24 protein-coding genes are annotated in these 25,485 nt (G+C 37.3%); all 24 read left to right on the forward strand.

Annotated features, from left to right (window positions below; genetic code table 11):
• Positions 1 to 31: 31 nt before the first annotated feature.
• The 24 genes from ACGHIY_RS03245 to ACGHIY_RS03360 all read left to right on the forward strand — a co-directional run bounded on the left by ACGHIY_RS03245 (position 32) and on the right by ACGHIY_RS03360 (position 25,345).
• The gene (locus ACGHIY_RS03245; protein WP_390525695.1) at positions 32 to 1,144 is read left to right on the forward strand and encodes a hypothetical protein; all 1,113 of its coding nucleotides are present in this window, start codon (positions 32 to 34) and stop codon (positions 1,142 to 1,144) included.
• 37 nt (positions 1,145 to 1,181) lie between these two features.
• Positions 1,182 to 2,735 carry an organic solvent tolerance protein OstA gene (locus tag ACGHIY_RS03250; protein WP_302498411.1) on the forward strand — a complete coding sequence of 518 codons (1,554 nt, stop codon included), beginning with the start codon at positions 1,182 to 1,184 and terminating at the stop codon, positions 2,733 to 2,735.
• 13 nt (positions 2,736 to 2,748) lie between these two features.
• Positions 2,749 to 3,612, forward strand: a complete 864-nt coding sequence (gene galU, locus ACGHIY_RS03255) for a UTP--glucose-1-phosphate uridylyltransferase GalU (RefSeq protein ID WP_004693334.1) — start codon at positions 2,749 to 2,751, stop codon at positions 3,610 to 3,612.
• A 173-nt stretch (positions 3,613 to 3,785) separates the two neighbouring features.
• Positions 3,786 to 4,352 carry a hypothetical protein gene (locus tag ACGHIY_RS03260; RefSeq protein ID WP_302498409.1) on the forward strand — a complete coding sequence of 189 codons (567 nt, stop codon included), beginning with the start codon at positions 3,786 to 3,788 and terminating at the stop codon, positions 4,350 to 4,352.
• A gap of 8 nt (positions 4,353 to 4,360) precedes the next feature.
• Entirely contained in the window at positions 4,361 to 4,873 is a 513-nt protein-coding gene (locus tag ACGHIY_RS03265) for a biotin transporter BioY (RefSeq protein ID WP_295815585.1), read from the forward strand.
• A 62-nt stretch (positions 4,874 to 4,935) separates the two neighbouring features.
• Positions 4,936 to 6,042, forward strand: a complete 1,107-nt coding sequence (locus ACGHIY_RS03270) for an acetyl-CoA C-acyltransferase (protein ID WP_390525696.1) — start codon at positions 4,936 to 4,938, stop codon at positions 6,040 to 6,042.
• A gap of 1 nt (position 6,043) precedes the next feature.
• Entirely contained in the window at positions 6,044 to 7,339 is a 1,296-nt protein-coding gene (locus tag ACGHIY_RS03275) for an AMP-binding protein (RefSeq protein ID WP_390525697.1), read from the forward strand.
• Positions 7,340 to 7,366: 27 nt separating this feature from the next.
• Positions 7,367 to 8,365, forward strand: coding sequence for a nucleoid-associated protein (locus tag ACGHIY_RS03280; RefSeq protein WP_156697458.1), 999 nt, complete (start codon positions 7,367 to 7,369; stop codon positions 8,363 to 8,365).
• 81 nt (positions 8,366 to 8,446) lie between these two features.
• Positions 8,447 to 8,938 carry a Cys-tRNA(Pro) deacylase gene (gene ybaK / locus ACGHIY_RS03285; protein ID WP_004693347.1) on the forward strand — a complete coding sequence of 164 codons (492 nt, stop codon included), beginning with the start codon at positions 8,447 to 8,449 and terminating at the stop codon, positions 8,936 to 8,938.
• Positions 8,939 to 8,948: 10 nt separating this feature from the next.
• Entirely contained in the window at positions 8,949 to 9,674 is a 726-nt protein-coding gene (locus tag ACGHIY_RS03290) for a viroplasmin family protein (protein WP_390525698.1), read from the forward strand.
• Positions 9,675 to 9,696: 22 nt separating this feature from the next.
• On the forward strand, positions 9,697 to 10,620 hold the full coding sequence (locus ACGHIY_RS03295) for an NAD-dependent epimerase/dehydratase family protein (RefSeq protein WP_390525699.1): 924 nt from the start codon (positions 9,697 to 9,699) through the stop codon (positions 10,618 to 10,620).
• 20 nt (positions 10,621 to 10,640) lie between these two features.
• Positions 10,641 to 10,919: a DUF1294 domain-containing protein gene (locus tag ACGHIY_RS03300; RefSeq protein ID WP_077708305.1), complete on the forward strand. Its 279-nt coding sequence runs from the start codon at positions 10,641 to 10,643 to the stop codon at positions 10,917 to 10,919.
• An 83-nt stretch (positions 10,920 to 11,002) separates the two neighbouring features.
• A complete protein-coding gene (locus ACGHIY_RS03305) occupies positions 11,003 to 12,439 on the forward strand; it encodes a glucose-6-phosphate isomerase (RefSeq protein ID WP_390525700.1) in 1,437 nt (478 codons plus the stop codon).
• Between the two features lie 9 nt (positions 12,440 to 12,448).
• A complete protein-coding gene (gene galE, locus ACGHIY_RS03310; protein ID WP_004693359.1) occupies positions 12,449 to 13,438 on the forward strand; it encodes a UDP-glucose 4-epimerase GalE in 990 nt (329 codons plus the stop codon).
• 125 nt (positions 13,439 to 13,563) lie between these two features.
• Positions 13,564 to 14,412, forward strand: coding sequence for a hypothetical protein (locus ACGHIY_RS03315; RefSeq protein WP_004697230.1), 849 nt, complete (start codon positions 13,564 to 13,566; stop codon positions 14,410 to 14,412).
• Entirely contained in the window at positions 14,394 to 15,716 is a 1,323-nt protein-coding gene (locus ACGHIY_RS03320; RefSeq protein ID WP_038150248.1) for a type II secretion system protein GspD, read from the forward strand. Before ACGHIY_RS03315 ends, ACGHIY_RS03320 begins: the two co-directional genes overlap by 19 nt.
• Before the next feature lie 28 nt (positions 15,717 to 15,744).
• Complete coding sequence (locus ACGHIY_RS03325) at positions 15,745 to 17,664, forward strand: ABC-F family ATP-binding cassette domain-containing protein (RefSeq protein WP_390525701.1); 1,920 nt, start codon at positions 15,745 to 15,747, stop codon at positions 17,662 to 17,664.
• 120 nt (positions 17,665 to 17,784) lie between these two features.
• A complete protein-coding gene (locus ACGHIY_RS03330) occupies positions 17,785 to 18,933 on the forward strand; it encodes an ABC transporter substrate-binding protein (RefSeq protein ID WP_008713654.1) in 1,149 nt (382 codons plus the stop codon).
• Positions 18,934 to 18,949: 16 nt separating this feature from the next.
• On the forward strand, positions 18,950 to 19,831 hold the full coding sequence (locus ACGHIY_RS03335; RefSeq protein WP_012864168.1) for a branched-chain amino acid ABC transporter permease: 882 nt from the start codon (positions 18,950 to 18,952) through the stop codon (positions 19,829 to 19,831).
• On the forward strand, positions 19,831 to 20,844 hold the full coding sequence (locus tag ACGHIY_RS03340; RefSeq protein WP_024061205.1) for a branched-chain amino acid ABC transporter permease: 1,014 nt from the start codon (positions 19,831 to 19,833) through the stop codon (positions 20,842 to 20,844). Before ACGHIY_RS03335 ends, ACGHIY_RS03340 begins: the two co-directional genes overlap by 1 nt.
• A gap of 11 nt (positions 20,845 to 20,855) precedes the next feature.
• Positions 20,856 to 21,617: an ABC transporter ATP-binding protein gene (locus ACGHIY_RS03345; RefSeq protein WP_004697257.1), complete on the forward strand. Its 762-nt coding sequence runs from the start codon at positions 20,856 to 20,858 to the stop codon at positions 21,615 to 21,617.
• Position 21,618: 1 nt separating this feature from the next.
• Positions 21,619 to 22,329 carry an ABC transporter ATP-binding protein gene (locus tag ACGHIY_RS03350; RefSeq protein WP_004693374.1) on the forward strand — a complete coding sequence of 237 codons (711 nt, stop codon included), beginning with the start codon at positions 21,619 to 21,621 and terminating at the stop codon, positions 22,327 to 22,329.
• 408 nt (positions 22,330 to 22,737) lie between these two features.
• Positions 22,738 to 23,481 carry a polysaccharide biosynthesis/export family protein gene (locus ACGHIY_RS03355; protein ID WP_004697402.1) on the forward strand — a complete coding sequence of 248 codons (744 nt, stop codon included), beginning with the start codon at positions 22,738 to 22,740 and terminating at the stop codon, positions 23,479 to 23,481.
• A gap of 37 nt (positions 23,482 to 23,518) precedes the next feature.
• A complete protein-coding gene (locus ACGHIY_RS03360) occupies positions 23,519 to 25,345 on the forward strand; it encodes a nucleoside-diphosphate sugar epimerase/dehydratase (RefSeq protein WP_004693378.1) in 1,827 nt (608 codons plus the stop codon).
• The last annotated feature ends 140 nt before the right edge of the window (positions 25,346 to 25,485 follow it).

Here is a 25,485-nt window from a genome sequence, read left to right on the forward strand (position 1 = left end):
GTTATACATTAGATACATTGTGGAGGAATTTATGAAGAAACAAGTACTTACACTTTTAATGGCATCCCTAATTTCAGGTACTGCATTTGCCGCTCCTGGTACAGTAACTGAAAAAACAAATGTTTTAGAAACTACTGTATATGGAGTCGTACAAGATGGTGCTGTTGTGGACCGCATTAATCAACTTGATGAAACCGTGTATGGTACTGGTTTCAATGGTAATTCCGCAACATTGAGTAAACGTGTTGACTCCCTCTACAATTCTGTAGAAGGCAGTGGTACTAATATTTCTTTGCGCGAAGAAATGGATGCATTGGAATATACATATCAAAATAGCATTAACGCAGGATCTCTTGTAGACCGTGTAGAAAAGATGGAACGTAGCGTTAATGGTCGCATTGGTAGCGGTTCCTTACAAAAACGTATTATCTCTTTGAAGACAAAGGTATATGGTAGCAATGTGGCTCTTACTAACCAAGTAGGTACATTGTCTGGTAATCAAGTGTTCAAAGTGACTCTAAATGAAGCGGTTTCTTCTAAAACTAGTCATGAAGGTGACACTGTATCCTTTACAGTTGCAGAAAATGTAATGGATGGCAATGTCTTATTAGTACCTGCGGGCACTGTAGGTTCCGGAACAATTACTTCTTTGAAAAAGGCTCGTTCCTTTGGTCGTAATGGTGCGTTAGATATTACATTTGATACAATCCCAGCTATTGATGGTACAGAATTTACTGCTGTTCAAGGTAAAGAGGCTAAGGATAAAACTCGTAGTGAAGTTAAAGCAGCAGGTGCATCTGTGGCGGGCGCAGTTCTACTCGGCCCTGTTGGACTTGTAGGAGGCGCTTTCATCAAAGGTAAAAATATTGAGTATCCAGCTGGTGCTACTGTATATGTACAGCCTCAAGATTCCGTAACAATTCAAGGTCTTGTTATTGGTGGCGATGGTTTAGCTCATAGTGATAATGAATTAGCTGATGCTGTAACTGTACCTAATACAACCGGTGAGTCTGAAGAATATGTAGAAAATAATGGTGTTGATGAAAATGTAACTGTAGCTGATGATACTACAGCGGTTGAGGAGCCAGAAGAACCTGTAGAAAATGTTTCTCAACCTATCGTTGTTGTAAAGCGTAATCAATAATTAACAAATTCTTAAAGTAATAGGAGTTCTAGTAACCATGAGGAAACGTAAAGTACAATGGCTGGCAGCGGCATGTGTTGTTTGTTTAGCACAACCTGTATTTGCCGCTACTGAGTCAACTATTGTATATCAAGATACATTGGATAGCGTAGGTCAATCCTATGCAGGAGAAATTTCTAAAGCATCTACACCTGAATATAGTAATATCCGTGTTGTACGTCGTGGTGAAAAAGCGAAATCTGCTACTCCTGCTGAACAGTTGCCTACACGTATCGATGCTAATAAAATGTCTTATACTGGCTCTACAGGTGATGTATATGCTCAAGGCGATGTTGTGGTGTCTCAAGGTAATCAAACTTTGATGGCTCCCCGTATTGAAGGTAATACTAAAACTACAGAATATCGTACTGTTGGAGGCTATCGCTATTTGGAAGATGGAGGTAAAACAAAAGATATTACAGGTCAAAATATGACGTATCGCACTAGCGATCGTCACTTTGAGGCGGACCAAGCCATGGGATGGAGCGACCCCTATTATGTAAAGGGCAATAATGCCACTTTTGATGGACAAATAGGCCATATGGAAAAGGGCATGGTAACTACAAAACATGCAATGGCATTTGTTCATACTCCAGATTATCGTGTGGAAGGTCAAGATATTAAGGTATATCCTGGTGATAGAGTCGTTATTAAAAAACCATCCTTCTATATTAAAAACTTTAAAATATTATCCTTGCCATCTTATACGACTTCATTGCGTCATGACAAAGAAGGCAAATTTAGTATTTTTTCTTTAATACCAAAGCCTACGTATAATAACGATGATGGTATTGGCTTACATGGTAGTACAGAATATCCTATCGGTAAAAACGGTGAAGCTTATATTGACTATCGTTGGTATTCTAAATCTGGTTTTAAACCACAGGTGGGATATCGTCATTATTTACCTTGGGGGACTGCTTCTGTTGGTTATAGCAAGGAGTCTAATGAATATAATGATGAAACAGTATGGGTAGAAAAAATAGGTGAAGCTCGTTTGGATACTCATACATATCATGTAGGGAATTCTCCAATTACTGTACGTGGTGGTGTTAATGCTGGTTATTGGAAAGAGGGCTCTGTAAAAGGTTCTCATAAAGAATACTATGCAGAAGTTTCTCATGATCCGATTAAGCTTGGCAAAAATGCTGATTTACGCTTCTTAGGTGGTTACCAACGTGACTACTATGGTTATGATGGTAGTATCCGTAGCATGCCTTATTGGGGTGCTAGATTCCAATCTAAAGTTGGTAATCGTGCTAATGTATGGGTTAGCTATAATCAACGAAATATTACCTACAATAATTCACCTTATCGTTTTGATACGACAGAGCTTCCAAAAGAGCTTATTTATGGTGGTACGTATAAATTGACTCGCCTTGATGATATTTCTGTAAGTGTTAAGAACAACATGATGAGTGGGGATATTGATTCTGTCTATTATACATGGCATCGTGATTTACATTCCTTCGATATGTACTTAACATATAAAGATGGACATAAAAATAAAAATGATCAATGGAAAATTAAATTTGTAGGTAAAGACTTTTAGTTAGGAGAATACTATGCAACGCATTAGAAAAGCTGTAATCCCAGCAGCTGGTTTTGGTACACGTTTCTTACCAGCTACCAAGGCACAACCCAAAGAAATGCTTCCTATTGTCGATACACCTGCTATCCAATATATTGTGAAAGAAGCGTTAGATTCTGGTATTGAAGAAATTCTAATTATTACAGGGCGTAATAAACGTGCTATTGAGGACCATTTTGATAGTAGTGTTGAATTAGAATTGTTATTACAAAGTCAAGGCAAAAATAAACCATTGGCTATGATTAAGGATTTGGCGGACATTAAAGTTCATTTTATTCGTCAAAAAGCACCTCGTGGACTTGGTGATGCTGTATTGTGTGCAAAAGCATTTATTGGTGATGAGCCATTTGCAGTATTACTTGGTGATGATATTGTTTACAATCCAGAAAATCCATGCTTAAAACAGTTGATTGATTGCTATAATGAGCATCCTGGTATTATTTTAGGTGCTCAATTTGTACCGGAAGATAAAGTTAGCTCTTATGGTATCGTATCTGGCGAAGCATTGGCTGATAATTTATATCGCGTTGATAACTTGGTGGAAAAACCTAAGAAAGAAGATGCTCCATCTCGACTCGCTGTATTAGGTCGTTATATTTTGACACCAGATATTTTCAATATCTTAGAAGCTACTAAGCCTGGTGTAGGTAATGAAGTCCAATTAACTGATGCATTGGCAGCCTCTAAAACTGATACGTATGCATTAGCATATGAAGGTATTCGCTACGATACAGGGGATAAATTGGGCTATTTAAAAGCTACTGTTGAGTATGCATTGCGCAACGAAGAATTGGGTGAAAGCTTTAAAGCTTACTTAAAAGAATTAGATCTAAAATAGATAATCTATGAGACTTCCACGTGAGGGGCCTATGATATATGTCATAGGCTCTTTTTGGTTATAGTTTCAAACTCATTTGTTATTTGTTAACATATGGATAATGCCTTTTGTTGACGAATGAAATAATGTTGATTATAATCAAGATATTGAATAAATAAAAGGACTGTGATTATATGAAAACATTATTTAAAGCATTATGTAATAATGATTTGAACCTACCAGGACACAGCGTTATTAAACATATGCATTATGATTCCTCAGGTAGTGATAGAAGGGTATGTGAAATCGTATCGAAGGTGGCTAAAACTACCACAATTGGTATTATGGATCGCTCAGGCTTCTTGATGGTTGATTTACGACCGGTGCCGAAACAATTCAGCATTCGCGCTACAATACATCAAGAGGAAAGCAGTGGTGCTATATCGTTCTCTAAGGAAGATATAGTACGATTTGTAAACGATATTAATGATACGAATCCAATCCATCGTGAGAATCCTTATGTTGTTCCTGGCTGCATGATTTTAGAAACGATGTGGGATTTTTGGAATATTAGTAAATCTGCTCTACAAATGGCGATTTATTTTCATGCACCGGTTATTGCAGATGACAAGGTAACTTTGGTGGAATATCCTGAAGATGCTCATGTAGAAGGTTACATTGGTGATACATTGGCATTTTCGGCTACATTTTTTGGTGAAAATGAAGATTCATCATCTTTGAAACAAAGATGTATTAGTTAGAGGTAATTATGGAAACAAGACGTTTAACAAAAATGGCTTTATTAACAGCCTTATTATGTATTTCAGCATATATTTCTTTTCCCTTACCATTTAGCCCCGCTATGGTAACGGCTTTGACTTTGGTAGCTACATTGACCGGCTTATTGTTACAGCCTAAAGATGCACTTATCGTATTTATCATTTATATTTTGCTTGGTGCAGTAGGTTTGCCAGTATTCGTTGGGGGAACGGCTGGTCTTGGCAAATTGTTGGGACCAACAGGGGGCTTTATTTTTTCTTGGCCAGTTGCATATACATTACTAAGTATATTTAAAGGTTCTAAAAAAAGCTTTTTCTCTTATGCCTGGCGATCTCTTGTGATTACCATTCCTGTAGTATATCTCTTTGGTGTAGCAGGATTTATGATTGTAACAAAAACAGAGCTTTGGGCGGCCTTGCCTGTAGTCATGTTCCCATTTATCCCAGGGGATATCGTAAAATGTCTCGTTGCTTCTTGGTTAGCAACTAAAATTAAAATTTAGAATACAATAAAAGTGGCATTCCTCGGGATGCCTCTTTTTTGCTTTTTATAGAAGGAGTTTATATGTCAGTATATATTCATTGTGGACTTCGAAGTCCCATCGGCGTTTTAAATGGACAATATAAACATATGAGACCAGAGGTGCTAGGGGCTAAAGTAATTGATACATTAATCAATTGCCATAGTATTTCACAGGTAGATGGGCTATTTTGTGGTAATGCTGTTGGAACCGGTGGCAACATAGGACGGCTTATGGGGTTAATGTGTAATTTACCAAATTCTGTGCCTGCTATCACAGTAGATATGCAATGTGCCTCGGCATTAATGAGTATTGAGATGGCGTATACACATATTGCGTCAGGCGTTATGGATGCTGTTATTGCGGGTGGTATTGAAAGTTCTTCGTTACAGCCAGAGCGGGTGTATGCATTAGGGGATGATCGAAAAGGAACCTATAAGGTAGCTCAATTTACGCCCCAAGATCAATCGCCTTTAGCCATGCTCGAAGGGGCTGAGCGGACTATCCATAAACACAGTGTAACAAAGGAAGATTTATATCCGCATATTATTGGCAGTCATCAAAGAGCATCAGTTGCTTTAGATAACCCATATTTACAGTCATATATTATGCCTATTACTATAGATGGTAAAAGATGTATAGATGAATGTATTCGACCTACGATGAACGAGAAACTCTTGTCTAGGATGAAGCCTTTGTTGGGAGCTGACTCTATTACAAATGCAGGCAATGCGTGTTTAACTCATGATGGAGCGGCCTTTGTATATTTATCTAATAAAAAAGGGCCTTTTAAAATTCATAGCGTTAAACCTTGGGCAGGAAATCCCCAGTTTAGTCCAGAGGGCGCCCTTGAAAGTACAGAAGGCATTTTAAAACGTACAGATTTAACTATGGATGATATTGATGTGGTGGAATGGAATGAAGCTTTTGCCATCATTGATGTTCTTTTTAACAAGGCGTATCCTAATCACATTAAAAAATATAACATGCTTGGAGGTGCCTTAGCTTATGGACATCCCTATGGATGTTCTGGTGCCATATTAGTGCTTCACTGTATGGCTGCTTTAGAATCTTGTGGTGGTCGCTATGGTTTATGTGCTATTGCTGGTGCAGGGGGCACAGGTACGGCTTTAATTATGGAACGCATGTAATATGACAATTATTGAACGCTTACAACAGCATAAAGATTTAGAGCCCCATAAAATGGCTTTAATCGTAGATGACATACAATATACATATGGTGAACTATATGATGCTATTCTATCGGTCAGTATTAATAATACAAATCGCATTGTAAATCTTACTAAGTCTAAAAAGACATTAAAAACTAAGATTCTTTTAATTCAAGAACTGTCGTTTGTTGAACAACTTACACAGTGGCTTGGGGCATTACATAAAGGTAATATTCCTATGGTATGTCACAATGAGATGGATACGGCTTATGTAGATGAGCTAGCTCGTGTTATAGCCTATGAAGGTGTACCGCCATTAGCTGATTTTGGGGTACTTACATCGGGGACTACGGGACAACCAAAACCTTTGTGGAGACGAGAAATGTCTTGGCGCGATTTTTTTGATATTCAAAATGATATTTTTCATATAAACAAAGATACTAAAATCTTTTTACAGGGAAGCTTTAGTTTCACAGGCGTTAGTAATATGGTCATTGCCGCTTTATGGGCTGGAGGGACCGTGGTTACAACAAGTTCATTGCGTCCTAGTAGATGGATACAGCTTATAGAGGAATACAATGTAGACCATATATATGCATTACCAACGAAACTACGATTATTGGTACGACACTGTAAAAGTAATTTATCATCTATTAAATATATAATTGCAGGATCTCAAGTTCTAAATCGACAATTAATGGAACAGTTACAACATATATGTCCTGATATGGAGTTTATCTTGTACTATGGCGCATCAGAGCTTAACTATATAACGTATTGTACAGGTAAGGAATGGCTAGAGCGAGAAGGTACGGTGGGGAGACCATTCCCAACCATACAGATAGCAGAGACTGATAATGTTATTTATGTGACCACAAAATATCATATTGAAGGGATTTCTAATACATATACTGTAAATGATTGTGGATATATCGATAGCGATGGTTATCTAATGTTTAATGGGAGAGCAGGCGACGTAATCAATAAAGGGGGATATAAAATTTCTATTCCAGAGATGGAATTGTATTTACAATCCTTACAAGGGGTTTCCGAGGTTGCTATAATTGATATTACTGATGAGATACGAGGGGAGGACTACGTAGTTTATATGGTGCTAGATGGTGAGGCTAGATTGAATGAAGTTATAGACCTTATTCATAATAAAAGGCCTTCTATGGAGTGGCCAAAAGCTATAATAGAAGTTCCTATGCTACCCCTTACGGAATGCTCAAAAGTTGATAAACGAAAGCTAAAAGAGTGGTATAATAAAGGGTAAACATTTTTTGTACTACAAGGAGGCATCATGCAGATTAATAAGGCGGCGCTAGAGATTTTCGACTTTACATCCTCGTTAGCTGTATATTCTGAACATGAATTAAAGGTTGGGGATCAAGCTATACAAGATTATATAGCAAATCATGTAGTTAAGGCTTTTAAAGATCCAGGGGCTAGAACCGGAACCTTACATGATGCGAGCCCTGTGGGCAAACAATTATTAGATTATAAAAATGGAGCGCTTAAGTTTATTGATTTATGTAAGAATTTAGGTGAAAGCTTATTTTCATACATGAAACAAGCTACTGATTCTGTTGTTATTGATACAATTATCTGTGAAGCCGTTACGGATACGCCTTATGTTTGTATTCTTTTGTGTCAAGCTCATGATGCTTTTACCCATCAATTATTCAGTGAAGATGATGGTACATTGGCTACAGAACTCGTTTCTCATAAGGCTGTGTTGCCGATGCCGTCGCAGAAGTTACGTGCCTTTGCATCCATTAATTTGCATGATTTTAGCGTTCGAATTTTTGAACCTAAAGGGGAATTTGATGGTGAGGTATCCTATATCCTAGCAGATAAGGTCTTGCAATTAGGGACTAATCAATCCTCGCGAGATACGGTGAGAAAGGTAAAGACTATCGTAGATAAGGTGGCTCAAGCTCATGAGTCTGATGGCGTTGTTGAGTTGACAACCGCTAAATCTATGATTGCTAAAAATGCAGAAGTATCAGATACCGTTGATCCTGTTCGTATTGTAGAAGAGGTATTTAAAGCGAATCCCATTCAACAAGAGGCGGCAAAAAAAGAATTAGCTGATGCGGATATGCTGCGTCCTTTGCCAGTCAATCGTGAGTTTGCCACGAAGGTTGGAGAGCATCATAAGATTAAAACAGATACAGGTATTGAGATTTCATTTCCTGTAGAATATATGAAAAATCGTGAGTTTATTGAGATAAAAACTAATGATGATGGTACTTTGCGTATTGAATTAAAAAATATTAATAAAATCGTAAATAAATAGTAATGAAAAATTATATTTGTCTATAGAAATATATTATGTAATGATTAAATTTATTTGCTATGCTAGTATATGGAGGTTATGATGAGTAAAGAGAAACATAAAAAAACAAACGCATTACGTATTTTAGATACTCATAAGATACCTTATAGTATTAGCGAATATGAGTGGTCTGAAGAGCGTGCTGCTGGCCTTCATGTAGTAGAAGCATTAAAACTCGATGAGAAACAAGTCTTTAAAACATTAGTTGGCAAAGGTGACAAAATTGGATATGTAGTATTCTGTATTCCTGTGGCTGAAGAGTTAGATATGAAACAGGCAGCACGTGTTAGTCATAATAAGTCTGTAGAGCTTGTTCATGTTAAGGATTTGTTAGGTATTACAGGTTATTTGCGCGGTGGATGTTCTCCAGTAGGCATGAAAAAAGCATTCCCTACCTATTTTGATGCTACTATGGAACCCCAAAAGTTTGTATATGTAAGCGCAGGTTTACGCGGTATGCAAATGAAGGTAAATCCAAAGGATTTGGCATCTGTTGTAAATGCTGAATTTGTTGAACTGACAATGGACCATTAAGGGGGGGCGTATGGCAAAAAAGTTTTATGCTGTTCGTCAGGGTCGTGTACCAGGAGTTTATACTACATGGTCTGACTGTGAGAAACAAGTAAAGGGCTATGGTGGTGCTATCTACAAATCATTTTCGACAGAAGGCGAAGCACGTGCTTTTGTAGAGGATTCAGGTTTGTCTTTAAGTGATTTTATGAGCGCTAAAAAGAGTGAACTTAAATCGCCACAAGAAGTGAAGTTTAAATCTAAAAATTCTAGGCCTATAGTTTCTAGTTCTAGTATTCAAAGTAAAGTATCAGCAAATGTTGTGAAACCAGATTTTACTACTCCAAACTATATGGTTGCGTATATCGATGGTAGTTATAATAAAGAGACCAATACTGTTGGGGCAGGTGGGGTTATCTTTTTGAATGGCAAGAGGAAAACATTTTCTTTTTCCTCTACTGATAAACGATATACATCGTTTTGGAATGTAGCTGGAGAGTTGTTGGCTGCTATGCATGTTATGAAATACGCCGTTGATAATGGGATTTCTGAATGTTCACTATACTATGATTATATGGGCATAGAAATGTGGGCTACTAAGGGATGGAAACGTAATAATGAGCTAACCCAAGAGTACTCAGCATTTTATGATTCTATAAAAAATCGTGTGCGAGTTTACTTTCACAAGGTGGCTGCTCATACGGGCGATACATATAATGAAATGGCTGATGCACTAGCAAAACAAGGTGCAGGTATTTAAAGATGTTAGAAGGGAGGGCGCTATGAATATATGTGTTAATGGTGGGGCCGGATTTATTGGTTCCCATTTAGTTGATAGATTAATTGAATTAGGTCACGATGTACTCGTTATAGATAATTTATCTACAGGTATGCGCTCCTTTGTACATGAAGATGCTCAATTTATTGAGATGGATGTACGAGATCCAAAATTACTATCTGTATTTGAAGAGTTTAAGCCGTCTATTGTTTTCCATGAAGCGGCGCAAACAATGGTACAATCCTCCATGGAGAACCCAAGTTATGACTGTGATGTAAATCTAATAGGGCTTATTAATGTTCTCGATGCTTGTCGTAAAATGAATGTTGAACAATTTTTAATGCCTTCATCAGCTGCTGTATATGGCGACTTGGCAGTATTACCATTGACTGAAGACTTGAGTGGTATGCCTTCGTCTTTTTACGGCTTAACAAAGCTTACTGCAGAAGGCTACTTGCGAATTTATCATGAAGCTTTTGGATTAAATACAGTATGCTTTAGATATGCTAATGTATATGGACCACGTCAAGGTGATGGTGGTGAAGGTGGTGTTATCAGTATTTTCAACCGCTTGATTGTCGAAGGGCAACCATTAACTGTATTTGGTGATGGTGAGCAAACTAGAGATTTCATTTATGTAAATGATGTGGTAGATGCTAACATTAAGGCTATGGGGAATGATCAATGCACAGGTATTTATAATATATCTACCAATAAGGGAACATCTGTGAATGAGTTGATTACGCGATTCCGGACTATTAGCGGGACGGATTTTATGGTTTATTATGAAGATGAGCGTATAGGAGATATTAAACATTCTCGCTTAAGTAATACAAAAGCTGAACGTGATTTCGGTTTTATTGCTACTACAACATTAGAAGATGGTTTACAAAAAACATTAGAATATTTTAAAGCTCATCATAAGTAAGAGGAATAAGGTTTGGGGATATGAGTGATACGCAATTTTGGGTGACCGTAGGTATATGGAATCTTATCGTATTTAGCCTGTATGGATATGATAAATTATGTGCCATTAATGGATATGATCGGATTTCAGAGTTCACATTACTATTTTTAGCTTTTGCCTTTGGTGGTGTTGGTGCTTTATTAGGTATGGTCCTATGGCGTCATAAGACGTTAAAGCTTAAATTTAAATTAGCCATTCCTTTTGCATTACTTTGGTCTGTATATGCGGTTGGATTCGGTTATGGCTTGTGGGTGAAATGATTGTATAAACTAATATTTTATTCATTCTTTTATGATATAATAAGAGAATATTGTACATAAAATGTCAGTGAAGGAGATATTTGATGTTGCGATTACAATCAGGTTTTGAGTTAGATTATGCTAATATATATAATGAAAGTTGCATACAAGAACGCGATGTGAATAATTTTGAACGGGCTATACAAAATGTATGGCGTCATACAAATATTTTGCGTTCTACAGGCTTTGAAGAAGGTCATGTTTCTAAAGATGGTTTACCTGAACCTGTGTTGTTTTACCAACTTCCATATATTTCAGAAGATGGTATCAATACACCAGATATGTTAGAGCGGCTTTACGAATTACGTGACTATGCACGCCATAATATTGATACGGTTGTATCTCTAGGTATTGGGGGCTCCTATTTGGGGAGCAAAGTTATTTTTGATGTGCAATGTGGAGCATTTTGGAATAACTACAGTGCAGAGGAACGCGACGGCTATCCTAGAATGTACTTTGCAGGCTTTAATGTGGATGGTGATTACTTAGTAGGGCTAATTCGTACGTTAGAGTGTCAAGCTCAGAAAAAAGGTCCTGATTATAAGGTGATGCTCGTTATTAATTCTAAGTCTGGATCTACCATTGAACCTATGGCTAACTTCATGATTTTGGAGAAGGCTTTACAAGATCGTAATATTAACTACGAAGTGATAGCTGTTACAGATGTATCTGATGATGAACATCCTACGATTTTACGATCTATGGCGATAGAAAATAATTGGAAGACCTATAGTATTCCTTATGGCGTAGGTGGTCGTTTCTCTGTATTTACAGAAGTTGGTTTTGTAACGGCCGCTCTTGTAGGATTTGATATTGAAGGATTTTTAGCTGGTGCTGCATCTATGGATGCAGCATGTCAAGAAGAAGACATTTTTAAAAATCCAGGCCTTTTAAGTGCATTATTGAAATATATTGCATCTGAACGATATGGTCGTATTATAGAGGTGTTTATGCCTTATAGTGAAGCACTCCACTCATTATCTGATTGGTATGTGCAGCTCTTATCCGAATCTCTTGGAAAAATGAGTAATACTTGTCTGCCATATGGACGTACGCCAGTAGCTGCAGTAGGTACTATGGATATGCATGCCCAAGTTCAAGAACATCAAGAGGGGCGCCTAAATAAGGTAGTTCAATTTATTAAGGTTAAGGAATGGAAACATAATCTCATTGTTCCAGATTCTTATAGTCAATATGAACGTTTACACTCTCTATCTGATGTAGGCATTTGTGATATTTTAAACATTGCTTTAGATGCTAATAGAGAAGCCTTGTCTAGTGACAATCGTTTTAACATGACTATAACTGTACCAACATTAAACGCATTCCATTTAGGGGAAATTATGTTTATGCATTGTTGGGCCGTTTATTTTGAGTCCATTTTTGCGGGCGTTGATGCTTTTGATCAACCAGGGGTAGAGGTTTATAAGCGTCTCATTGGGCCCAAATTGGCTCGAGCAAAGGATGTACATAATTCATGAGGGGGAACTATGAATATTTTAGTAACAGGTGGTGCTGGTTATATTGGGAGTCATACTGTACGTGCTTTACAACAAGCAGGATATACACCAATCATTGTAGATAATTTATCTCGAGGGCATGTAGAATCTATTCCTGAAGGGGTAAAGTTCTACAATATGGATATTGCAGATCCTAAACTAGTAGGCATTATGAAAGAACATAACATCCTAGGTGTAATGCATTTTGCTGCTCACTCACAAGTTGGTGAATCCATGCAAAATCCAGCTATTTATTATGAAAATAATGTAGTTGGTTCCTATCACCTTATTGAGTCTGCTCGTACCGCAGGTATAAAGCATTTTGTATTTTCTAGTACGGCTGCTGTGTATGGTGAGCCAAAGGTAGTGCCTATTCGTGAGGATGCTCAACTGCAACCAACAAATGTATATGGTCGCACTAAATTGATGATAGAAGAAATGTTGTCTGATTATAGTTCTATCTATGGCTCTACATATGTTGCGTTGCGTTATTTCAATGCGGCCGGTGCAGATCCGTCTGGTATGATTGGAGAAGACCATCATCCTGAAACTCATTTGATTCCACTTGTGTTAGATGCGGCTCGTGGTAAAAGAGAGCATATAACTGTATTTGGTACTGATTATGATACGGCTGATGGCACATGTGTACGCGACTATATTCATGTCAATGATTTAGCAACTGCTCACGTATTGGCTATGGACTACTTACGTAAAGGCGGAGAATCTCAAGTATTTAATCTTGGTAGTGGCAATGGATTCTCTGTAAAGGAAATCATTGAGACTGCAAAAGAGGTTACAGGTATCGATATTCCTGTTCAATATGGTGATCGCCGTGCTGGTGATCCAGGAACATTAATTGCGTCCTCTGAAAAAATTAAAAATTTACTTGGTTGGGATCCTAAATTTAGTAATGTTGCTGATGTTATCAAAGATGCATGGCATTGGCATACATCTCATCCAGATGGGTTTAGTAGTAAATAAAGAACAAATAGTTTTGATTTGTCAATATAATGAATGACTCTATTAGTCACCGTGGTGACTGGTAGAGTCATTTTTTTGTAGGATTTTAAAAGAGCCTCCTAGAATATGTCAGCAGGAGGTGGATTATGAATTTACGAGACTATATAGAACGTATGAAAATGTGGATTGATAAGCAGCATTTTATTATGCGCCACTATAAGTTTGCGCTTAGTATTTTCCTTATCATTACGGTTGCCCTTTTAGGTATTGGTATTTTTTATCCTCATGAGGAGGAAAATGTTCATATTAGTTTAGATCAATCTAATGGTAGAGATGGTAATCAAGATGAACGAGGCTCAGAGAAATTATCAAAAGAAACAACACATGGTAATAGAACAGGGAAAGGAAAGAACTATTTTAAAGATGAAAGTGATATAAAAAATGTAAAGGATAGAGAGGTAAAAAGCAATGTTCATGGACGATTATTATATGATATTACCGGTGTTGAGCGAGCAAATCCTTGGCGAGAGGTTTTTAAAGATATTCCTATAGATGATTTACTTGGTCAGAATAAGATGACTAAAGATAGTAATGGCAATTTCGTTGATATAAATAATAATTTATATGAGTCCGATGATGAAAAGAGTACTTTTGGAAAAACGGAAGATAAAAGTCGTAGAAATGGAAAATATCAACAAATAAGAAATAATAAAAAGCATAGTGGTAATTATATTGAATTAAAATCTAAAGATACTAGTGCTAGACGAGTTGAATCTAGTATACAACCTACTATAAGTAATCCTATCAAACAACATCCCATAGAGCTTATAGGTATTATTGAGGGCCAACAGAATATTGCCATTTTACGAAAAGGTACAGAGGAACAAATGGTTAGTATAGGAAGTGTGTGGAAAGAAATATCAGTATCTAAGATAACTGCAAGTGGTGTAGAAATTATTGAAGGAGGTTCATCACGGTGGCTAAGAATCGAGTAAACTTTCTAAGTCTAAAATATATAGATAAGATTATAGTGATAGTTATATTGCGAATAAGCTTATGGATGGTCGTCATGCTTGTAACTCCGTTCATGGTATTTGCTAATAGTACTGATAGGATAGGTACTAATAGAAATGATAGAATAATTGCTAGTAGTTCTGAAACTATCGTAAATAGTAGTGAAGTAGATAAAAATGAAAAAAAGGTTGGGAACGAACTCATAACGATTTCTGTACGCAATGCATCCTTAAAGGAGACCGTCTTAGGCATTTGTCGTAGTTATGGTATATCCGTAATTGGTGTAGAGTCGTTAAAAGGGAGTATTACGGCCACTGTAAAGGGAGAATCACCAGAAGCAATTATTAATAAATTAGGTAAGTTATATCATTTTTCCGTATCGAAGGAGCATAATACCCTTCTTATTGATTCTGATGATGAAACACTTGAAAAAAGAGAGCTATATGTTATATCACCTGAACATTTGCCGGCTGAGTCTTTGAAAAATGTGGTAGGCACAGTGGTAAAAAACGATAAAATGGCAGTGCTTTCAGAACAAAACGAAGTAATTATGCATTTGACGAGTGGAGAAAAGCGACGTGTAGAAACCTTAGTACGTGCTATCGACAAGGAACCAAAACAAGTGCAATTAGAAGCTACCATCATTGCTATGGAACAATCCTATGCTAAGGAACAAGGATTTAGATGGTCTTGGCTTAGCTTGACCGGCCATGGAGAAGATAAAACACATTCCTATGGTGCCGTTACCTTTGGCAAAACTCCGACTGGAGAGGCCTATAAGTTCTTTGTAAAACCAGAGCTAAGTCTTATGGAAAGCTCAGGTAAAGCCGTTCTAATTGCAAAGCCATCTATTATGGCTCTCAATGGTGAGACTGCACATATCTTGATAGGTGAAAGAATACCAGTTATAGAAGAATCGGAAGTGAATGGAGAACGAAAGCGTTCTACTCGTTATGAAGAGGTGGGCATTAAGTTGAATTATACTCCTATTATTACTGCTGATGATGGTGTAGATGCTAAAATACATGCAGAGGTGAGTACACCTATTATGGTATCTGAAATGAAAGCCTATAAAATAAGCACACGTCAAGCACATACAAGAGTACGATTACAACCAGGAGAAGTGCTGGTTATTGGTGGACTCATGGACAATCGAGATCAACATCAAATACAAAAGATACCTATTTTAGGAGATATCCCTTTGTTAGGAAAATTATTCCGTCATAGTCGAAAAACAAAAGATTCTATAGAAATGTTAATGTTAGTGAGGGCAACTGTGGTATAATGAAGAGTAAATGATTAGGAGGTTGTGAATGGAACGCATTCGAATGATAGGCCTTGGAAAATCGTTTGGAGTGCGCCAAGTATTTTCCAATGTGTCCTTTGAGTTAAAAGAAGGGGATCGACTCGCCTTAGTAGGCCCTAATGGGGCTGGGAAATCTACCTTGTTAAAGTGCATATTAGGCTATGAAGAGCTGGATGAAGGTAATGTAGTCAAGTCGCCTGTTGCTAGTATTGGCTATTTACGACAAGATGTAAATCTGGGGGATGATAGCCTTGCTACGGAAATAGAAAAGGCTTGGGCCGATGTTCATGCATTGGAAAAACAATTAAAAGAACTTACTAGTCGATTGGAATCTGAAGAGGCTAGCGAATCGGATTTACAACGCTTAGATTATTTACAGAATCGTCTAGAATGGTTAGGCGGGTATGACTACGAGCAAAAGACAAAGCGCATAGTCTATGGTCTTGGTTTTACTGACGATGACTTAGATAAGCCGGCTAATGCATTTTCAGGTGGTCAAAAAACACGTATTAACTTAGCTAAAGCATTAGTACGTAGTCCCGATTTTTTATTCTTAGACGAACCAACTAACCATTTAGATATGGATATGCTGGAGTGGTTAGAGGGGTACCTATCTGCCTATCAGGGTGGAATTCTCATTGTAAGTCATGACCGGTATTTTTTAGACCGTATTGTCACAGGTGTTGTAGAGTTAGATAATCATAAGGCTACAACCTATCGCGGTAACTATAGTCGGTATATTCAACAACGGGATGAACGCTTAAAGGCAGATATGGTGGCTTATGAAAAGCAACAGGAGTATATTAAGAAAACAGAGGCTTATATAGATAAATACCGTGCTGGTATCAAGTCTAAAATGGCTCGTGGTCGTCAGTCCCAACTCAATCGATTAGAACGTCTAGAGGCACCTGTTACTTCACATCATTTACAATTTTTGTTTCCTCCCGCAGCGATGAGTGCTGACAAAGTTTTAGTACTAGATCATTTATCTGTAGGATATGGTGAAAGTCGTATTATTAATGATATCTCTCTTGTTGTTCGACGTGGTGAATCCGTAGCACTTATCGGGCCTAATGGAGCTGGTAAGTCTACACTGGTGAAAACTATTGTAGGAGAATTATTCCCTGAAAACGGTCATGTAGATATTGGCAATCGGGTACAAGTCGGTTACTTCTCACAAGAGCACGAAGAGTTGCACGATTCTTGGCAGGTAGTAGAAGAGATTATGAATCACTTTAACTACAGTGAGGATAAGGCGCGTAATGTGCTTGGGTCGTTTTTATTTAAAGGGGATGATGTATTCAAGCTAGTAGGTGAATTATCGGGTGGTGAGCGCGCTCGTTTAGCTTTGCTTAAGTTATTTCTTCAAGGCGATAATTTCCTAATTTTAGATGAACCGACAAACCATTTAGATATTCCTACACGAGAAATCGTAGAAAGAGCATTACAACAATTTGAAGGGACTTGCTTTATTATTTCTCATGATAGATACTTCTTAGATCAAGTTTCTACAAAAACAGTAATTCTAGATGAAGGTAAAATTACAGAGTACCTCGGTAATTATTCATACTATAAGGAAAAGCTGAAAGAGCAAGAAGACTTATTAGCATTAGCTAATGAGAAAAACTCTGAGAGCAGTAAGCGTGATAGTACAGCTACTCCTACTAATGAGTCAATGCTTTCAGCATCAGAAACTATAGAGGAAAATCAGAAGAAGCCAAATGCTTATATGGTAGAAAAACAATTAGCTGAGGTAGAAGCTGAAATTGCTCGTTTAGAGGCGACGATGAAGATGTATGAAGTGCAATTAGCGAATCCTGTAGTACAACAAGATTTAGATGAAATGTCTAAAATTTCCATACAAATTGAAGAGACTCAAACTGAGTTGGATTCATTATATGAGAAGTGGGAACGGCTATGTGAATAGCTTTTTAATGTATATATTATTAAGGAATTAAAATCATTTTCTTTTAATTGACAAAAGATTGAAATTTCTCATAATATAGGTATAGAATCAAAGTTTTATGTTTTAAAGGAAGGGTGTAACATGAATAAATCCATGTTAAAAAAAGCAGTCATTTTTGGCCTTGCTGGTGTAATGGCAGTTGCTGCTGGTTGTGGCAGTAATAAAGATGCAGGTAATGCAAATAGCAATGAAGCTAAAATCGCATTGTTGACAACAACAACTGGTGGTGCAGCCGCATATGGTGAGTCCATTAAAGCTGGTGCAGAATTGGCAGTAAGCGAAATTAACGCTGATGCAAATGCTGTAAAAATTAACTTATTAGTAGAAGATACTAAAGGTGATAAAAACGAAGCAATTAATGCAATGAATAAAGTAATTTCTAAGGATAAAGTTGTAGCTGTTATCGGCCCAATGTTATCTGGTGAAATGATGGCAGCTGGTCCTGTAGCAAACAAAAGTAAAATCGTAGCTCTTGGTACATCTACAACTGCTGAAGGTATTACAGATATCGGCGATTACATTTTCCGTAATGCTGTACCTGAATCCTTGGCAGTAGATACTGCAATTAAAGAAGCACATAAAACTTTAGGCTTCAAAACTGCAGCTATTATGTACTCCAACAATAATGACCAAATGGTATCTGTAAATAATACAGCTCGTAAAGCATTGGAAGCTGTAGGCGTACAAATCGTTGATACTGAAACATTTGCAGATAAAGATACTGATTTCTCTGCACAATTAACTAAGATTCAACAAGCAAAACCTGATGTTATCGTAGTTGCTTCTCTTTACCAAGAAGGCGCATTAATCATGAAAAAAATGCGTGAAATGGGTATGAATCAACCTGTAGTTGGTTCCAATGGCTTTAACAGCCCTGAATTCATTAAAATTGCAGGTGCTGCAGCTGATGGCGTTATCGTAGGTACACCTTGGTTCCCTAACAAAGACGATCAAAAGGTAAAAGATTTCCGTAAAGCTTATAAAGATAAATACGGTAAAGAACCAGACCAATTCGCAGCTCAAGCTTATGATGCGGTATACCTCTATGAAGCAGCTTTGAAAAAAGCAGGTTCCACTACAGATCGTGAAAAATTCCGAGAAGCTTTGAAAAATATTGCTGACTTTGTTGGTGTAACTGGTCAATTCAAGTTCAACGAAAAACGCGACCCTTCCATGGAAGTTCAAGTTTTACAAATTAAAAACGGTCAATTTGACGCATTAAAAAAATAAAAGTTGAGGTAGTATAGTGTTTTTACAACAATTAGTTAACGGGTTAACCCTCGGTAGCTTATATGCTGTACTCGCTATTGGCTTAACACTAGTGTTCGGTGTTTTAAATATCATCAACATGGCACACGGAGGCATCTTTATGATAGGTGCCTTCGTTGGTCTTTTTATGGTAACAATTTTTAACGTTAACATTTTTGTAGCCCTTATCGTAGCTATGGCTGTAGGTGCTATCCTCGGTTATCTTTTAGAATTTGTGGCGCTTCGTCCACTACGCAAGAAAAAGGTGTCTCACTTGGCACCACTTATTAGTACCATTGGTGTTTCTATTTTCCTTGAAAGTTTGGCATTATTGCTTTGGGGCCCTCAAACTAGATCATTCCCACCAGACTATATTGGTGGCCTAATCGACTTTGGAGCTTTCAAAATTTCTATGGTACAAATTATTGGTTTAGGCGTTTCTGTTGTGCTAATGCTGATTTTAAATGTAGTTATTAAGAAAACTAAGATTGGTAAGGCTATTCGCGCTGTATCCATGAGTACGGAAACAGCAGCTCTCTTGGGTATTAATCCAACAATGATTATATCTATTACTGTTATGATTGCATCTGCTTTAGGTGCAGCGGCAGGTGTATTGGTAGGCTTGTCCTTTAATGCTATTGAGCCTACTATGGGTGTTATTATAGGCTTTAAAGGTCTGGCAGTACTTATTTTAGGTGGTCTTGGTAATATTACAGGCGCCATGGTTGGCGGCTTTATTTTAGGTGTAGCAGAAATCTTCTCTGTTGCTTATGGTGCATCTACATTCCGTGATGCTGTGGCCTTTGGTCTCATTATCCTATTATTATTCTGGCGCCCACAAGGCTTGTTTGGATCTAAAGATAAAGGGGGGAGACCATAATGGATTTATTGAACCCGTATTATCTACAGATCGTGATGTTTTTCATCATCAATGCCATCATGGGTATTTCAATTTATTTCACACTTGCAAGTGGTCAGCTTTCTTTAGGGGCTGCTGGCTTTATGAGCGTTGGTGCATATGTAGGCGCTATCCTTTCTTTGAAAGCTGATTTGCCTATCGTTTTAGGCATTATCATTGGTGGTTTAGTTGCTAGCCTTGTAGCCGTTATTATCGGTTTACCAACAACACGTCTTCGCGGATTATATCTTGCCATTGCTACTCTTGGTTTTGGCGAAGTTGTGCGTGTTATTTTCTTGAATTTGGATATTACTAATGGTGCATTAGGCCTTTCTGGTATTCCATCCATTCCTCAAGAATTAACAAACTTAGCCTATGAACTTGATATCGATGGTTTAATGGGCATTGATGCTGTTGCATGGGGCAATCTAATGGCTATCATTATTTTGTTAGCTATTTTAGTATTGATTATTGCCTTTTGTGTACGAATCAATAATAGTCGTGTGGGCCGTGCCTTTGCAGCGATTAAGGCTGATGATCATGCAGCAGAATTGATGGGGATTAACGTTGTATACTATAAGATGATGGCCTTTATCATTGGTGCTTTCATCGCTGGTATTGGCGGTGGTTTGTATGCGCATATTACAAACTTTATAAATCCTACAGACTTTAGCTACCATAAGGTAGTTCAAATCTTATTATTCCCTGTATTTGGTGGTTCTAATGTAGTATGGGGCTCAGTATTAGGTTCCTTTATTCTTACATTATTGCCAGAAGTATTGCGCTTCTTATCCGATTATCGGGACATCATCTACGGTGCATTACTCGTTATTTTGATGGCAGTTCGCCCAGATGGTATTCTGACAGAATCGATGGTAGACAAAATTAGTCGCAAATTAGGCTTTAAAAAGGCTCCATATATTCCTGAATCACAAGTGTTGACAGAACGTTTTGAAGCATATAAACGCAAACAACAAGAAGAAAAACAAGGATAGGAGGGAACTGAATGCTATTAGAATTAAATGACGTAAGTAAAAGCTTTGGTGGCGTTGCAGCCCTCACAGGAGTATCTTTTGGCGTTAAACAAGGTGAAGTATTTGGTGTTATTGGTCCAAATGGTGCTGGTAAGACGACACTGTTCAACTTGATTACAGGTGTATTCCCAGTAAGTTCGGGCGAAATTGTTTTTGATGGTATGTCTGCTGTAGGGATTAAGCCTCATAGAACTGTTGAAATGGGTATTGCTCGTACATTCCAAAATATTCGTCTCTTTGGCAATATGACAGCTCTTGAAACTGTTTTAACCGGTATGCATTGTCGTACTGGCTCTGGCTTCTTATCTAGTTTTTTGAAAACAAAACGTCAACGCATTGAAGAAGAGCGTTGTCGTGGTATTGCTTATGAGTTCTTAAAGCTTGTAGGTCTTGAAGCAGATGCAGAAGAGGTTGCCACATCATTACCGTATGGTAAGCAACGTCGTCTTGAAATCGCTCGTGCCTTAGCGACACACCCTCAGTTAATCTTGCTTGATGAACCGGCAGCAGGTATGAATGATAGTGAAACTGAAGTTCTGCGTCAATTGATTGGCAAGATTCGTGACCTAGGTATTACTGTTGTGGTTATTGAACATGCCATGGAATTAATGATGAATATCTGCGATCGTTTGGTAGTACTTAACTTTGGCAAGAAAATTGCCGAAGGTACACCTCAAGAAATTCAAAATAATGAAGCTGTAATTGAAGCATACTTAGGAAAAGAAGAGGTGTAATATGTTAAAACTAGAAAATATTGTGGCTGGTTATGGACATATTACAGCCTTAAAAGATATAAGCCTAGAGGTTCCACAAGGTTCGATTGTATCTCTTATTGGTGCTAATGGTGCCGGTAAGACTACTACGATGAAGACTATTATGGGACTTGTAAAACCCACATCTGGTCGAGTGATTTTTGAAGGTCAAGATATTACAGGTCGTCAAACTCATCAAGTTGTACAAAATGGTATCTCATTAGTTCCTGAAGGACGTCAAATACTACAAGATATGAGTGTTTATGAGAATCTTGAAATGGGTGCTTATACACGTAAAGATAAAGAAATCGAAGCAGATATTAAAAAGGTATTTAAACGATTCCCTATTCTTGACGAACGAAGCTATCAATTGGGTGGTACTTTATCTGGTGGTCAACAGCAAATGTTAGCTATTGGTCGTGCACTTATGGCTCGTCCAAAGTTGTTATTACTAGATGAACCATCTATGGGCCTTGCGCCTTTAGTAGTAAATGAGATCTTTGAAACCATTAAAGAAATTAGTGCCGATGGAACAACAGTTCTTTTAGTAGAACAAAATGTACGTCAAGCATTGAAGATTGCTGATTATGCGTATGTTTTGGAGACTGGTAAAATGGTATTATCTGGATCTGCTGATGAAGTTCGCCATAATCCTCGTGTTATGGAAGCTTATTTAGGCGGTCGTGTTGAATAAGTAATTATATAAAGCGATCATTAGTGTCAGAAACTTTGAATAAGGTGTATATACTAGATTTCTAGTATATACACCTTATTTTTTATCACTAATTCTGATATAAATAGGAGCACTATGTGAGCTGATAATGAAGTGAGTTTATAAAATTTTTATTATTTTTAAGAAAATCAATAATAAATCTAGTGAATTAGGAATGAAAAAAGCAAATAATTATTAATGAACATATATTGAAAATACTATATTTTTAGGGAATTGTTGTTGAAGATTTTATGAAGTTCGCCTGGAAGATACTAGATTTGTAGAAGTATATTTAAAAAAATGATAAAATAGCATGACTGATTTTTTAGATATAAGATACATCAATAATTAAGTGATGAATTAAATAAGTTGAATAAAAAAGAGGTAAGTATGAAGAAGAAACAGTATATGATGATGGCTACATTCTTATATACTACAACAATGGCTATGGCTGCACCAGTTAATATAAATACTAATCAGCCTTATAATGCTAAGAATGTACAAATGGAAGGCCATGCACCATTGGAAAATAGTGCATCTGTAATTAGCTCTGATAAAGAATATCGTCTGCGTCAAGGCGATGAACTGAATATTCAAGTGGTTCAGCAGGCAGAGCTTGGTACGCGTAATGGTAATGACATTGTGTATACCGTCAGACCAGATGGATATGTATCGTTTCCTATGGTTGGTGCTGTAAAAGCAGATGGCTTAACTGTAGATGAATTTACAGCTGAATTACAGCAAGGTTTGTCTCGTTATATCATTAATCCTGATATCACAGTAAATGTATCGAAATTGGGCGGTGTTCGCGTATATGTATTTGGTGAAATTAATAAGCCTGGCGCCTATACGTTGACTAAATCTAGTACAGTTATTGATGCGATTGGGGCTGCAGGTAGTTTTAACTGGGATACAGCAAAGAAGAAAATTTACTTGATTCATCAAGATAATCCAGAGAAACCGATTCCTATCAATTTGAATCGTATTTTACAAACTGGAGATATGTCTGAAAACTACATCATGCGTGAAGGTGATATTCTTTACTTAACTAAGAATAGTCGTATCAACTTTGCTCGTGATATTGCTCCAATCTTAACAGGGGCTTATATGGTATCACGAATAGGTAAGGATTAAAGATAAGGCGATATCTATCATATAAGGGGGCGTTTTTTTGCGTTCATATTTATTACCATCCATATTGTTTATTACCGATATTGTGACGATTGTAATCGTTGCTTTTATCAGTCTTTTTATTCGATTTGATGGACACATAGAACCTCAATATATTAATCAAATGGTGGATGCACTTCCGTTATTACTTATTTCGTATATGTTGATGTTCTTGATAATGCATTTATATACACGTATTTGGCGCTATGCAGGGATGCGAGAGGTATTAGCAGTATTTGTAGCGACTACAATTGGTACGGCTTTATTCTATTCCTCTATGTTTGTATTTGGTAAGTCATTACCACGTTCTGTCTATTTTATTACATGGTTCCTCACTACAGGTGCTGTAGGTATGGGACGTATGTTGCTTCATTATGTGGCACTTCACTATAGCAGTGGGGATGATGGTGAAAGTGGCCAAGTGAATACATTGATCATAGGCGCCGGTGATGCAGGTGCAACTATAGCTCGTGAAATTGAACGATATCATAAGCGTTCTCGTCGAGTGATTGGTTATGTTGATGATGACATGTTTAAACATAATCGTCTTATGAATGGTTTTAGAATTCTCGGTAATCGTGAAGATATTCCAGCATTAGTTGCTAAATATAAGGTAGAAGAAATTATTATTGCCATGCCTTCCGTGAAGCGAGATATTATTCAAGAAATCATGGAAATCTGTTCTCCCTTAAAATGTAAAATCAATATTTTACCGGGGATGTATCAATTACTTGATGATGAAGTTCTTGTATCTCATTTACATCCTGTTTCAATCGAGGACTTGTTGGAGCGTGATGAGATTCAGCTCGACACGTCCAAGGTTGAAACATATCTTAAGGATAAAGTGGTTTTAGTTACTGGTGCAGGGGGCTCTATTGGTTCTGAAATTTGTCGTCAAGTTTTACGTGTAAAGCCTAAAAAGCTATTGCTTCTAGGTCATGGTGAAAATAGTATTTATCTTATTCATCAAGAATTGCGCAATATTGCGCCCCAAGATACCTTGGTTCCAATCATTGCAGATATTCGCGATAAGAATCAATTAGAACAAATTTTCAAAAACTATAATCCTGATGTAGTATTTCATGCGGCAGCTCACAAACATGTGCCTCTTATGGAAATCCAGCCAATTGCTGCGGTATTAAATAATATTTATGGTACTCGTAATGTTGCGGATGTAGCCGGAGCTCATGGGGTAGATCGATTTGTTATGATTTCCACGGATAAAGCGGTGAATCCAACTAGCGTTATGGGCGCTACAAAACGGGTTGCTGAAAAAGTTGTACTTGGTATGAATCACACATATGATACTAAGTTTATAACAGTTCGTTTTGGTAATGTACTTGGTAGCCGTGGTTCGGTTATTCCTTTATTCCGTAAACAAATTGAAGCAGGTGGTCCTGTAACCGTTACAGATCCAGAAATGACACGTTATTTCATGACTATTCCTGAAGCCAGTCAATTAGTACTTCAAGCTGGTGCCATGGGGAATGGAGGAGAAGTGTTCCTTTTGGATATGGGTGAACCGGTTAAAATTGTCGATTTGGCTAAGAATATGATTCGCCTTTCTGGCTTTGAGCCTAATAAGGATATTCGTATTGAATTTACTGGCTTACGTCCAGGTGAAAAGTTATATGAAGAACTATTAACTGCCGGAGAAGGTACGAATACTACTACGCATAAGAAAATTTTTGAAGCAGCTCTAGAAGATGTTGATCAAGAATGGCTGAGTCGTGAAATAGAGCGCTTTGATACATGTAAAACCGATATAGATGTGATTAATGTATTGCAGGATATCATTCCTACATACGATCCAAATCATAATGTATAGGTCGTGGATGATACATTTATTACCCGATATATGTATAAGACTATTTTAATTTTGATACATTGTGCCTTTATTGAGAGGGTTAGGTACAGTTAATATTCTAAGTGGGAGAGACCCTGTTGTTTGTATACTTTTACAGAAAG

Origin of the sequence: Veillonella parvula (assembly GCF_042850485.1) — a bacterium.
In the GTDB taxonomy this organism is placed as follows: Bacteria; Bacillota; Negativicutes; order Veillonellales; family Veillonellaceae; genus Veillonella; species Veillonella parvula_Q.

Coding starts and splice junctions, on each gene's coding strand:
- ACGHIY_RS03340 (WP_024061205.1), top strand. CDS start 19,831: ATGGATTTATTGAACCCGTATTATCTACAGATCGTGATGTTTTTCATC.
- ACGHIY_RS03345 (WP_004697257.1), top strand. CDS start 20,856: ATGCTATTAGAATTAAATGACGTAAGTAAAAGCTTTGGTGGCGTTGCA.
- ACGHIY_RS03250 (WP_302498411.1), top strand. CDS start 1,182: ATGAGGAAACGTAAAGTACAATGGCTGGCAGCGGCATGTGTTGTTTGT.
- ACGHIY_RS03305 (WP_390525700.1), top strand. CDS start 11,003: ATGTTGCGATTACAATCAGGTTTTGAGTTAGATTATGCTAATATATAT.
- ACGHIY_RS03260 (WP_302498409.1), top strand. CDS start 3,786: ATGAAAACATTATTTAAAGCATTATGTAATAATGATTTGAACCTACCA.
- ACGHIY_RS03290 (WP_390525698.1), top strand. CDS start 8,949: ATGGCAAAAAAGTTTTATGCTGTTCGTCAGGGTCGTGTACCAGGAGTT.
- ACGHIY_RS03300 (WP_077708305.1), top strand. CDS start 10,641: ATGAGTGATACGCAATTTTGGGTGACCGTAGGTATATGGAATCTTATC.
- ACGHIY_RS03350 (WP_004693374.1), top strand. CDS start 21,619: ATGTTAAAACTAGAAAATATTGTGGCTGGTTATGGACATATTACAGCC.
- galE (WP_004693359.1), top strand. CDS start 12,449: ATGAATATTTTAGTAACAGGTGGTGCTGGTTATATTGGGAGTCATACT.
- ACGHIY_RS03245 (WP_390525695.1), top strand. CDS start 32: ATGAAGAAACAAGTACTTACACTTTTAATGGCATCCCTAATTTCAGGT.
- ACGHIY_RS03355 (WP_004697402.1), top strand. CDS start 22,738: ATGAAGAAGAAACAGTATATGATGATGGCTACATTCTTATATACTACA.
- ACGHIY_RS03315 (WP_004697230.1), top strand. CDS start 13,564: ATGAATTTACGAGACTATATAGAACGTATGAAAATGTGGATTGATAAG.
- ACGHIY_RS03325 (WP_390525701.1), top strand. CDS start 15,745: ATGGAACGCATTCGAATGATAGGCCTTGGAAAATCGTTTGGAGTGCGC.
- ybaK (WP_004693347.1), top strand. CDS start 8,447: ATGAGTAAAGAGAAACATAAAAAAACAAACGCATTACGTATTTTAGAT.
- ACGHIY_RS03330 (WP_008713654.1), top strand. CDS start 17,785: ATGAATAAATCCATGTTAAAAAAAGCAGTCATTTTTGGCCTTGCTGGT.
- ACGHIY_RS03295 (WP_390525699.1), top strand. CDS start 9,697: ATGAATATATGTGTTAATGGTGGGGCCGGATTTATTGGTTCCCATTTA.
- ACGHIY_RS03280 (WP_156697458.1), top strand. CDS start 7,367: ATGCAGATTAATAAGGCGGCGCTAGAGATTTTCGACTTTACATCCTCG.
- ACGHIY_RS03265 (WP_295815585.1), top strand. CDS start 4,361: ATGGAAACAAGACGTTTAACAAAAATGGCTTTATTAACAGCCTTATTA.
- ACGHIY_RS03275 (WP_390525697.1), top strand. CDS start 6,044: ATGACAATTATTGAACGCTTACAACAGCATAAAGATTTAGAGCCCCAT.
- galU (WP_004693334.1), top strand. CDS start 2,749: ATGCAACGCATTAGAAAAGCTGTAATCCCAGCAGCTGGTTTTGGTACA.
- ACGHIY_RS03270 (WP_390525696.1), top strand. CDS start 4,936: ATGTCAGTATATATTCATTGTGGACTTCGAAGTCCCATCGGCGTTTTA.